Origin of the sequence: Flavobacterium sp. ov086 (assembly GCF_900187965.1) — a bacterium.
Classification (GTDB): domain Bacteria; phylum Bacteroidota; class Bacteroidia; order Flavobacteriales; family Flavobacteriaceae; genus Flavobacterium.
The window spans coordinates 61,907-72,404 of record NZ_FZNL01000027.1; the positions used below are offsets into that span (position 1 = coordinate 61,907).

Here is a 10,498-nt window from a genome sequence, read left to right on the forward strand (position 1 = left end):
AGTATGAAAAAGTTGATTATAGGAGCTGCAATTTTATTTGTTCAAATGTCTTTTGGTCAGATTACCAAAAACTTAGGCGATTTTGATTCGGTTAAAGTATTTGATAAGTTAAGTGTAAAATTAGTTCAGTCGTCAGAGAATAAGATTGTAATTAAAGGTGCTCGTGAATCTGAAGTTGAAGTTGTTAACAAGAAAGGTTTATTAAAATTAAGAATGCCTTTTCCAAAATTATTATCAGGAAATGATCTTGATATTACGGTGTATTATAAACATTTAGAACTTATTGATGTTAACGAAGGTGCAAATGTTACTAGTAAAGAAGCTATAAAAGCGACTTCATTTAAAGTAAGTGCTCAGGAAGGCGGAACAATTGATGCTAATTTAGATGTTGATAAACTAAAAGTTAGTTCAGTTTCAGGCGGTTCTATAACTTTGTACGGTAAAGCAGCAAATCAGGATGCAAGTTTAGGAGCTGGCGGATATTTATTAGCTAGTAAATTAATCACATCTCAAACTACTGTAAGCGTTTCTGCGGGAGGAAAAGCAGATGTGAATGCTTCTACCCTTGTCGATGCAAAAGTAAGCGCAGGAGGCTCTATTTACATTTATGGAAAACCGAAACAAATTAATCAAAAAACAGTCTTTGGAGGTAAAATCGAAGAAGTAAAATAACAAATTGTATTTGAATGATAAATGATATTTTGGCTGGACTGCCATGGGGACTTTTTTTAAGTTTTATGGTAGGTCCAGTATTTTTTATACTACTTGAAACCAGTATTACAAAAGGATTCAGAGCTGCAATAGTTTTTGATCTTGGAGTAGTATTAGGTGATATTTTTTTTATAGCAATTGCCTACTTAGGAAGTTACAGACTTATTCAGAGTTTAAAAGATAAACCGGCACTCTTTATTTTTGGCGGAATTATTATGCTGGCTTATGGTATTATTTCTTTTGTAAGATTAAAAAATGAAGAAAAAATTGACGACGAAGAAATTGATCGCGATATTATCAAAAGAAACTATGGAAGTTTGTTTGTAAAAGGTTTTTTACTCAACGTTATTAACATTGGAGTTCTTGGTTTTTGGTTGGCAGTTATCATTTCTGTTGGTCCCAAATTAGAGATGCAAAATTCAAGAATGTTTACTTTTTTTACTGCAGTTATTATTACTTATTTAATTGTAGATTGTATTAAAATATTATTAGCCAAACAGTTAAAGTCTAAAATGACACCAAACAATATTCTAAAAATCAAAAAAGGAATCAGTGTTGTTTTAATGGTTTTCGGAGTTGTATTAATGATTCAGGGTTGGTTTCCAAAAGAAAAAGAGATGGTTAAGAACGCTTTTGAGAAGATAGAAAAGTAGTTGTTAACAAACTCAAGATATAAATTAAAACCTCTCAATTTGAGAGGTTTTTTTATGCTTAAAAGCAAAGTTTGTCATTTCGACGCAAGGAGAAATCACACTTGTAATTCCGTAAAGAAAATCGCCAATCTTTGTAGAGTTACAAGTGTGATTTCTCCTTGCGTCGAAATGACAAGATTGTAAAAATTGCTTGTAGATGAGATAAAAATTAAACATAAAAAAACCTTCAAAGTAATTTGAAGGTTTTAGAAGCATCGTCCGGATTCGAACGTAAATCTTTATCTAATTTTTTCTAAAAATTAAACATAAAAAAAAAACTTCAAATTGCTTTGAAGGTTTTGAAGAATCATCCGGATTCGAACGTAAATCTTTATCTAATTTTTTCTAAAAATTAAACATAAAAAAACCTTCAAATTGCTTTGAAGGTTTTGAAGAATCATCCGGATTCGAACGTAAATCTTTATCTAATTTTTTCTAAAAATTAAACATAAAAAAAAACCTTCAAATTGCTTTGAAGGTTTTAGAGGCATCGTCCGGATTCGAACCGGAGTAGGAGCTTTTGCAGAGCCCAGCCTAGCCGCTCGGCCACGACGCCATTACTTGAACGGATGGCAAAAGTAACTAAAATCTTTAAATTTCAAAACTTTAAAAGTAACTATTTTAAAAAATTACCTTTTTATTTGAAAGATTTACTTTCTGGTTTCTGTCATTTTTATAGTAACTGTTTCAACATCACCACCTATAGGAGGATTTATTTTAGAAACCCAAACTGTCGTTTTTTCTACAGTTTCGATCTCTGCCAAGACACGAATATTGATTCTTTTAGCAACATGTTCTAATAAATGCGATCGAATTGCCATTTCTTCTTCAACAATTTTGTTTAAATGTACATAATCAACAGTGTCTAATAAGTGATCAGTTTGAGCTGATTTCTGTAAATTAGCTTTAATTTTTAGATCTACTGTGTAATCAGATCCAATTTTTCCTTCTTCAATTAAACATCCGTGGTAGGAAAAAGTGCGAATGTTTTTTAGTTTTATAACTCCCATTTTTATAATTTTATTCTTGTAATGTTTGGATTTTGATAATTAGATGTTACAGCTTGTATAGAAACAATTTTTTTATTTTCATCAACTGTAAAATGAATGATATAAGGGAATTTCTTCAAAGGTAAAGTACGAACGATATTGTATTTCTCTTCAAAAAAAGGAAATGTTTTTAAAGTTTCTACATGATCCTGATATTCATTAAAGAATTTCTTTCCCAATCCATTAGATAAAGATTCGTAATACTCAGCGGTTTCATCGACTTCTAAATCAGCTCGTAATAGAATAACTATTTCATACATCTATTTATTCCATTTAGCGTTGAGTCTTTTTTTAGATTCTTCCCAGCTAATATAATCTTCCGGCTTAGCATTTTTCATACGTTCTAAAACCATTTCCTGTTGCCATAGCGGAATTTCATTCGCTGTGTTTTCATCAATCGAAACATCTGGAATATGCTTGAAAAAACTAACAAAAGTTTCGTAAAAATCATCTGGAATTGTAACAGTTAATTGTCTCATAATCCTTAATATTTATACAAAAATAGGGATAATTTTAATTCAAAGTCTATTGACCTTAAATCGCTACCTATCATCTATTTTTTTATCTTTGCTAAAATTACTATAAAATAATGGCATCAGAAGAGAAATCACTCAATTTTATTGAACAAATCATAGAAGAAGATCTTAAGTCAGGTCTTTCACAAAATAAACTTCATTTTCGTTTTCCACCAGAACCTAATGGTTATTTACACATTGGTCATGCAAGTTCTATTGCATTAAATTTTGGTTTAGGAATTGATTATCAATCTCCTGTGAATTTACGTTTCGATGATACAAATCCTGAAAAAGAAGAACAGGAATTTGTTGACGCCATTAAAAAAGATGTTGAATGGCTAGGGTATACCTGGGCAGAAGAACGTTATGCTTCAGATTATTTTCAACAATTGTATGATTGGGCGGTTTTATTAATTAAAAAAGATAAAGCGTATGTAGATAGTCAATCTTCTGAAGATATGGCAATTCAAAAAGGAACTCCATCTACTGTTGGAACAGATAGTCCGTATAGAAATCGTTCTGTAGAAGAAAATTTAGATTTATTCGAAAGAATGAAAAGCGGTGAATTTGAGGCTGGTACTCACATTCTTCGTGCAAAAATTGATATGAAATCGACTAATATGTTAATGCGTGATCCTATCATGTACAGGATTTTGCACAGACATCATCATAGAACGGGAGATGATTGGAAAATCTATCCAATGTACGATTGGGCACATGGACAAAGTGATTATTTAGAAGAGATTTCACACTCATTTTGTACACTTGAATTTTTGCCTCACCGTGAATTATATGATTGGTTTTTAGATCAGATTTTAGACGAAAATAAATTGCGTCCAAAGCAAAGAGAATTTGCAAGACGTAACCTTTCTCATACTGTTGTTAGTAAAAGAAAATTACAACAACTAGTTAAGGAAAAGCATGTTAACGGTTGGGATGATCCTAGAATGTCAACAATTTCAGGATTAAGAAGACGTGGTTATACAGCTGCTTCATTGCGTAATTTTGCTAACACAATTGGTATTGCAAAACGTGATAATTTAATAAATGTATCGGTTTTAGAATTTTGTATTCGTGAAGATTTAAACAAAATTGTACCTCGTGTAATGGCTGTTTTAGATCCCGTAAAATTGGTAATTACAAATTATCCAGAAGGAAAAGAGGAGTGGTTAGAAGCAGAAAATAATCAGGAAGATGAGAATGCTGGTTTTAGAAAAGTACCATTTTCAAGAGAATTATACATAGAAAGAGAAGACTTTCTTGAAGAAGCTCCAGCTAAATTTTTCCGTTTGACATTAGGAAAAGAAGTGCGTCTTAAAAATGCTTATATCATTAAAGGTGAAAGTGTTATAAAAGATTCAGAAGGGAATATTTCAGAGATTCATGTCACTTATGATACAGATTCTTTGAGTGGAAGTGGGACAGAAGCAAGTCAAAGAAAAGTGTCTGGAACATTACATTGGGTTTCTATTCAACATGCTGTTGAAGCAGAAGTTCGTATGTACGATCGTTTGTTTACAGACGAAGCTCCGGACAGTTATAAAGAGAAAAATTTCTTAGATTTTGTGAATCCAAATTCATTAGAAGTTATCAAAGGATTTGTAGAACCAAGTTTATCAACAGCTCAAAACGAAGATAAATTTCAGTTTCAACGTTTAGGTTATTTTACTGTTGATAAAGATTCAACTGCTTCAAAATTAGTGTTTAACAAAACTGTTGGACTAAAAGATGCCTGGGAAGAAAAAGGTAAAAAAGAAGAAAACAGTATCAATAATTCTTTAAAAGACATCAACAAATATTTTAAAGTTGAAACAAAAGCAGAACGTATTGCAATTGAAAGTGCAATAGGGGAGAGCATCAAAAATGTTTCAAGTTTTTCTTTATTACAAAATTCACTAAAGAAGAATATTAACAATAATAAAGGTTCGTTGTTGTTTGCTCAATTTATTTTGAAATATTCAATTTTGAAGTCTGCTGATTTTGAAGAAGACGATATTAAAAAATTATATACAATGTCTCTTAGAAGTGAATCGACTTATGTTCGATCAAAAGCACTTTTGAATTTGAGAGATTTGGAAAATGAAAGTTTCAGAAATCAATTTGAAGAAGAAATTTTGAAATTAAATTCAAATCCACCAAAAAATGCTTCGGAAAGAGAAATTGAAATTCTTGCCGACTTAGCAAAGAAATAATATTATTAAAATCTATTGGAAAGCGCTTTTTATAAGCGCTTTTTTTATTATTTATAATTTCTATTGAAAATATAAAATTTATAAATTTTTTAGATTAAAAGTGGCCTTCATAATTTAATTTTAAGCTAATAATTCATTTCTTTCATCTCTTAACTCATCTTTTAAATAATAGTTAAAAATAAGGCTTTATTTTAATTTTAGGTCTTATTTAGGACTGCTTTTGAGTTTATTAACAACGAATTGTTTATAAAGTTGAGAATTTCATCCGTTTTCTAAATTCTATTGGAATCCAACTTTAAAATTGAAATTTTGCTTGTAAAAAAAGTAAACTAATATTTATTATCAATTTTAATGATTGATATTATTTTATTTAGATATTTTAATTATGATTTATAAAATCTATTTTAAAATTAATTTTTATAGATTTTTTAGATTAAAATTAACCTTCATAAATTAATTTTAAGCTAAAATTTCATTTCTTCTATATCTTAATTCATCTTTTAAATAATAGTTTAAAATAAGGCTTTATTTTAATTTTAGGTCTTATTTTAGGATGATTTTGAGTTTATTAACAACGGATTGTTTATAAAGTTGAGAATTTCATTCGTTTTCTAAATTGTATAAAAATCTAAGTCAAAAATTGAAATTTTAGTTAAAATAATTAAGCTGGTATTTAATATCAGTTTTAATTATCGTTTTTATATTTTAAACGATTTAATTTATTATTTATAAAATCTATTTTATGGTTAATTTTTATAAATTTTTTAGATTAAAAATAACCTTCATAAATTAATTTTAAGCTAAAATTTTATTTCTTCTATCTCTTAACTCATCTTTTGAATAATCGTTGATTTTAAGTCTTTATTTAAGTTTTAGACGTTATTTTTCTCAGTTTAACTGGTTATTAACATACAATTGTTTATAAAGTTGCTATTTTTATCCAACTGTCAAATTTGAAAATGTTTTTTCAATAATTTGAAATGAAAGTTGAGAATCGAAATTGAGTTTTGCTAAAGTTTAAAAAATGAATAGTTTTTGATTTTGGTTTCAATTCTAAGCACGAATTCTTATCAATTATTTTATGTTCTAATTTTTATTGTGATTTGATTTTGATAATGCTTCAGCGTAAAAGTATTTTTTCAGGATAATTTCATAATAGTAAATTTCATAGAATTATTTTTTTGCTGATAGTTTCAAATTTTGACTTTCATCTTTTGGCTATAAACAATTTAACAATTTTAAATTTATTTATTTATGAAAAGTATCATTTTTACGCTATCGATTTTATTTGCAAATATTGCAATTTCTCAAACACACCAAATTACAAAACACAATGGTGAACAACTTGATGTTAATTTTATTAAATTGGAAAATGATTTGGTTTATTATTCTTTCAACGGAAGTGCCGAAGAACATAAAATTAGCAAATATGCTGTTTCACAATTAACAAATAAACAAACGAATCAAACAAAAAAAATATCTGATAAAGTAATAGTAGATTCAAAATCAGATTACAAATTGGTAACAGTTTTGCCTCAGGAAAAGACAATAGGTTTAAAACAAGTTGCTAATTTTTCAGGAGTCTCGACAAAGACAAAAGGGGAACCGCCAATTGCAAATCAAAAAAGTACTGCTTTGAGAATCAAAACACAATTGGCTTCAAGTGGATATCCGTTTGTTAGTATTATCGAAAAAGCAGATGGAAAATATGAAGCTGTAGCTTATGTGTATTAAATTTAGTGTTAATTTTAATTAAATAACCTTAAGCCGGTAATTTGTAATTTAAAAAAAGAGTACCTTTATTAATCATTTAAATTTAAATATTATGTCAAAGAACTTAAATACTGTAGCAGCAATTTTGGGTGCTGCAGCCGCTGGTGCAGCGATCGGAATTTTATTTGCTCCTGACAAAGGATCTAAAACTCGTGCTAAACTTAAAGAAGGTTTAGATGATGCAACTCACAATTTGAAGGATTCACTTTCGGCAAGTTCTGAAGTGTTACGTGAAAAGTTTACACACGCAAAAGAAAATTTAGATGGAACTTATGGTGAATTACTTTCAAACATGAGTTATAAAACAGAGGAGGTAATCAGTTTTTTAGAATCTAAATTGGCTGATTTAAAAGCACAAAACGCTAAACTTCAAAAATAATATTCCAGGAAGCACAAAGCTCAATGTGATTTTAATGATTGTTAAGGTTATTTTATTTTTAAAGTAATCAGTATTGCAATTGTTTAATCAAGAGTTTTGTGCTTCTTTTTTAATTAAAATTACAATTATGGCTTTTGAAGAATTAAAAGAAAATACCGAAAATATTCAGGATCAGGCTAAGATTTATTTGGATAGTCATTTAGCATATTATAAACTTTGGGTTTTTAAGGTTGCAATGAAATCGACTACTTTAATTTTTAAGTTTACCTTGATCTTATTATGCTTTAGTATGGTTATGATTTTTGGATCTTTTGCTGCAGCTTATGCTTTTGGATCTTTATTTGGAAGTACGGCACTTGGGTTTTTAACAGTAGGAGGGATCTACTTGGTTTTTACAATTTTACTTTTCTTCATGAAAGATAAAGTTGTAGAAGGACCAATATTGGAGAAATTTTCTGAAATCTTTTTTAACGACTAATCATGGAAACAAAAAAATACTCATCATACGCAGAAATCGAAAGAGATTTAGAAATTCTCAAATTAGAAAAAGAGATTAATTATCAAAAATTGGTCTTAAGTTTTCAGAGAATTAAAGAATCTATTACACCGCATAGTATAGTAAGTGGTGTTTTTTCTTCTTACAAAGAATACTTTTCAAAATCATATCCAAAAATTTTGCAATCGATTTTACCTTACATAATCAATTGGTTTATCAATAAAAAAAGAGGCAAATAAGCCTCTTTTTTTATTTTCTATAATTATTTTACTTCGGGTTGAATGTCATCTTCATAACCAGATTGCGGTTCAATAGGTTTTGGTTTGACAATTTTCTTGTTGTTTTTCTTCATCATTTCACCAACTTGATTTGATGCTGTAAATGATGCAACCATATTATTCAACATATCACTACCGGCTTGAGGTGAATTTGGTAACAAAATTAAGTTAGAGTTTGCATCGGCACCAATAGCTTGAAGCGTATCATAATGTTGAGTAACTACAATTAGGGCAGAAGCTTCTTGAGAATTAATACCAACATTGTTCAAAACTTCAACACTTTCTACAAGACCTCTTGCAATTTCACGACGTTGATCTGCAATACCTTGACCTTGTAAACGTTTACTTTCAGCCTCAGCTTTTGCTTTTGCAACGATTCTAATTCTTGAACTTTCAGCTTCAAATTCGGCTGCAGTTTTTTCTCTGTCAGCAGCGTTAATTCTGTTCATGGCATTTTTTACCTGAATATCCGGATCAATATCAGTAACCAAAGTATTGATAATATCATATCCGTAAGTTGTCATTGCTTCGTTCAATTCTCTTTTTACTGCAATTGCGATATCATCTTTTCTTTCAAAAACATCATCCAATTTTAGTTTAGGGACTTCGGCACGAACGACATCAAACACATAAGCCGTAATCTGATCGTGTGGATATTCCAGTTTATAAAAAGCATCGTACACTTTTTCCTGAATTACTTTAAACTGAACCGAAACTTTCATTTTGATAAAAACATTGTCTTTAGTTTTGGTTTCAATGATAACATCTAACTGTTGAATTTTAAGATTTACACGTCCAGCCAATCTGTCAACCAACGGAATTTTTAATTGTAAACCTGAATTTCTAACACTCAAAAACTTACCGAATCTTTCTATAATTACAGACGATTGTTGTTTGACTGTAAAAAACGAAGACATTAAAATAAATAATCCGAAGACTATTAGAATAATAAATGCTGTACCCATGATGATATTAATTTAGATTTTATTAATTTTTTAAAATTACAAATAATATAATTAGTTTGATGAACTATATATTTTCTTTAGAGGATTTTTTTTGTTAAATATTATTCTACTTTTGAGTCAAAATTTAATCAAAACAAAATCTATGAAAAAAATTGTATTTTTCTTTTTACTATTAACATCTTTCGTTTCAAAAGCTCAGATCAATGTTAGTTTTTATGCTGATCCTGATGAATTAAAACAATTGAAAACACGTCCTTTACTTGTTGAAGTTATTGAAGAAGATGAAGATGTTTTAAAGAAACTAGATAAACCAAAGAAGGCTGATGAGTTAGCTGATTACAAAAAGTTTATAGTTGACTTTAATAGAGATTTTAAAGTTTATGCTCAAAAATATTGGACATTCACTAATCAAATGGAGTTTAAAACAAGTACTGAAATTAAAGCTTTACAAAAAGCTAAGAATAAATCGTATGCCGTTTTAAGATTAGTTCAACTAAATGATAAAGGTTATTGGGGAGTAAAAACAAATCAAAATGTTCCTGCAATAGCATTCACAAGAATTGAAAGTAATATTATCAAAACAGATTCGAAGATTTATTTACCATCACGAAATTTAAATAATGATAAGTCTTTGTCTGAAGCAGATTATAAATATGCTTTATCAATTTTACAAGCTAATGTAGATTGGATCATTGCCAATAATAAAGTTTTGAATTTTGACAAGTATGCTGAAAAAATGGCTAAAGAAAATGTTTCAAGATTAAAAGGGAAAACATTATTAGTAGAGGATAACATGTTAGCGAAGGGTAGAACAAAAGAAGCTGCAATAAAAAATTATGGTGGAGATTTAAAGTTTGTACCAGAATCTGAATTAAATGATGCGCTAGTTAACAAATCTAAAAATACTGCTGTTGTGTATACAGCTCCTTACGGAATTGTTAAGTCGAATGCACCATTCATTTCGATGTCTACAATAGTATATTTTAAAATTATAGTAGATTGTGAAACGAACGAAATTCTATGGTTGTATATGCCAGGAGCTATGAATTGGGGAGCAAATATGTCAAACCAATTAACAGAAGGTGAATTTAAAGTCATGGCAGATTTAAAAATCATATAATAAAAAAGCTCCCAATTGAACTGCCCCCAAAAAGTTAGACACTATTTGGGGGCATTTTTATGGAAAGAAAAGTAAAATATAATTATGAGTTTAAACTTCGTTGTGTTCAGGAAGTTCTAAAAAATAATTATTCAATTCGCTCAGTTGCAAAAGAGAATAATTTTACTGAGAGTAATCTCAGAAAGTGGATTAACCTTTATAAGCATTATGGTAACGAAGGTCTTTTGCCTAAAATGAATCAATATTACAGCATTGATTTTAAACTTAAAGTATTAAAAAAAATTCAGAAGAAGTCTTTATCTTTGATTGAAGCCTGTTTTGTTTTTAA

Annotated in this window: 13 protein-coding genes and 1 tRNA gene; 9 read left to right on the top strand and 5 right to left on the bottom strand. The window is 28.9% G+C overall.

What is annotated here, in order from left to right:
• Positions 1-3 precede the first annotated feature (3 nt).
• Positions 4-672, top strand: coding sequence for a head GIN domain-containing protein (locus tag CHB81_RS22925; protein ID WP_089354165.1), 669 nt, complete (start codon positions 4-6; stop codon positions 670-672).
• A gap of 14 nt (positions 673-686) precedes the next feature.
• Positions 687-1,364, top strand: a complete 678-nt coding sequence (locus CHB81_RS22930) for a LysE family translocator (RefSeq protein ID WP_089354166.1) — start codon at positions 687-689, stop codon at positions 1,362-1,364.
• Positions 1,365-1,888: 524 nt separating this feature from the next.
• On the opposite strand, the gene CHB81_RS26980 is transcribed toward CHB81_RS22930, so the two are convergent.
• The 4 genes from CHB81_RS26980 to CHB81_RS22945 all read right to left on the bottom strand — a co-directional run bounded on the left by CHB81_RS26980 (position 1,889) and on the right by CHB81_RS22945 (position 2,931).
• Positions 1,889-1,959, bottom strand: a tRNA-Cys gene (locus CHB81_RS26980).
• Between the two features lie 94 nt (positions 1,960-2,053).
• Positions 2,054-2,413, bottom strand: a complete 360-nt coding sequence (gene folB, locus CHB81_RS22935) for a dihydroneopterin aldolase (protein ID WP_089354167.1) — start codon at positions 2,411-2,413, stop codon at positions 2,054-2,056.
• Positions 2,414-2,415: 2 nt separating this feature from the next.
• Positions 2,416-2,712: a hypothetical protein gene (locus CHB81_RS22940; protein ID WP_089354168.1), complete on the bottom strand. Its 297-nt coding sequence runs from the start codon at positions 2,710-2,712 to the stop codon at positions 2,416-2,418.
• Complete coding sequence (locus CHB81_RS22945) at positions 2,713-2,931, bottom strand: hypothetical protein (protein WP_089354169.1); 219 nt, start codon at positions 2,929-2,931, stop codon at positions 2,713-2,715.
• A gap of 110 nt (positions 2,932-3,041) precedes the next feature.
• Here CHB81_RS22945 and CHB81_RS22950 point away from each other — a divergent pair, with 110 nt between their 5' ends.
• The 5 genes from CHB81_RS22950 to CHB81_RS22970 all read left to right on the top strand — a co-directional run bounded on the left by CHB81_RS22950 (position 3,042) and on the right by CHB81_RS22970 (position 8,046).
• Entirely contained in the window at positions 3,042-5,159 is a 2,118-nt protein-coding gene (locus CHB81_RS22950) for a glutamine--tRNA ligase/YqeY domain fusion protein (protein WP_089354170.1), read from the top strand.
• 1,254 nt (positions 5,160-6,413) lie between these two features.
• On the top strand, positions 6,414-6,893 hold the full coding sequence (locus tag CHB81_RS22955; RefSeq protein WP_089354171.1) for a hypothetical protein: 480 nt from the start codon (positions 6,414-6,416) through the stop codon (positions 6,891-6,893).
• Positions 6,894-6,984: 91 nt separating this feature from the next.
• On the top strand, positions 6,985-7,311 hold the full coding sequence (locus CHB81_RS22960; RefSeq protein ID WP_089354172.1) for a YtxH domain-containing protein: 327 nt from the start codon (positions 6,985-6,987) through the stop codon (positions 7,309-7,311).
• 127 nt (positions 7,312-7,438) lie between these two features.
• Positions 7,439-7,789 carry a competence protein gene (locus CHB81_RS22965; protein WP_089354173.1) on the top strand — a complete coding sequence of 117 codons (351 nt, stop codon included), beginning with the start codon at positions 7,439-7,441 and terminating at the stop codon, positions 7,787-7,789.
• A gap of 2 nt (positions 7,790-7,791) precedes the next feature.
• Positions 7,792-8,046 carry a DUF6327 family protein gene (locus CHB81_RS22970; RefSeq protein WP_089354174.1) on the top strand — a complete coding sequence of 85 codons (255 nt, stop codon included), beginning with the start codon at positions 7,792-7,794 and terminating at the stop codon, positions 8,044-8,046.
• Between the two features lie 23 nt (positions 8,047-8,069).
• On the opposite strand, the gene CHB81_RS22975 is transcribed toward CHB81_RS22970, so the two are convergent.
• Positions 8,070-9,050 (bottom strand): SPFH domain-containing protein, encoded by a 981-nt coding sequence (locus CHB81_RS22975; RefSeq protein WP_089354175.1) that lies wholly within the window; start codon positions 9,048-9,050, stop codon positions 8,070-8,072.
• A gap of 142 nt (positions 9,051-9,192) precedes the next feature.
• Between CHB81_RS22975 and CHB81_RS22980 the strand changes: the two genes are divergently transcribed.
• Together CHB81_RS22980 and CHB81_RS22985 are read left to right on the top strand one after the other, a co-directional pair.
• Entirely contained in the window at positions 9,193-10,170 is a 978-nt protein-coding gene (locus tag CHB81_RS22980) for a hypothetical protein (protein WP_089354176.1), read from the top strand.
• A gap of 59 nt (positions 10,171-10,229) precedes the next feature.
• On the top strand, positions 10,230-10,498 hold a 269-nt coding region (locus CHB81_RS22985; protein WP_141130448.1), incomplete at its 3' end, for a transposase.

Coding starts and splice junctions, on each gene's coding strand:
- CHB81_RS22945 (WP_089354169.1), bottom strand. CDS start 2,931: ATGAGACAATTAACTGTTACAATTCCAGATGATTTTTACGAAACTTTT.
- folB (WP_089354167.1), bottom strand. CDS start 2,413: ATGGGAGTTATAAAACTAAAAAACATTCGCACTTTTTCCTACCACGGA.
- CHB81_RS22965 (WP_089354173.1), top strand. CDS start 7,439: ATGGCTTTTGAAGAATTAAAAGAAAATACCGAAAATATTCAGGATCAG.
- CHB81_RS22975 (WP_089354175.1), bottom strand. CDS start 9,050: ATGGGTACAGCATTTATTATTCTAATAGTCTTCGGATTATTTATTTTA.
- CHB81_RS22970 (WP_089354174.1), top strand. CDS start 7,792: ATGGAAACAAAAAAATACTCATCATACGCAGAAATCGAAAGAGATTTA.
- CHB81_RS22980 (WP_089354176.1), top strand. CDS start 9,193: ATGAAAAAAATTGTATTTTTCTTTTTACTATTAACATCTTTCGTTTCA.
- CHB81_RS22960 (WP_089354172.1), top strand. CDS start 6,985: ATGTCAAAGAACTTAAATACTGTAGCAGCAATTTTGGGTGCTGCAGCC.
- CHB81_RS22955 (WP_089354171.1), top strand. CDS start 6,414: ATGAAAAGTATCATTTTTACGCTATCGATTTTATTTGCAAATATTGCA.
- CHB81_RS22950 (WP_089354170.1), top strand. CDS start 3,042: ATGGCATCAGAAGAGAAATCACTCAATTTTATTGAACAAATCATAGAA.
- CHB81_RS22930 (WP_089354166.1), top strand. CDS start 687: ATGATAAATGATATTTTGGCTGGACTGCCATGGGGACTTTTTTTAAGT.
- CHB81_RS22925 (WP_089354165.1), top strand. CDS start 4: ATGAAAAAGTTGATTATAGGAGCTGCAATTTTATTTGTTCAAATGTCT.
- CHB81_RS22940 (WP_089354168.1), bottom strand. CDS start 2,712: ATGTATGAAATAGTTATTCTATTACGAGCTGATTTAGAAGTCGATGAA.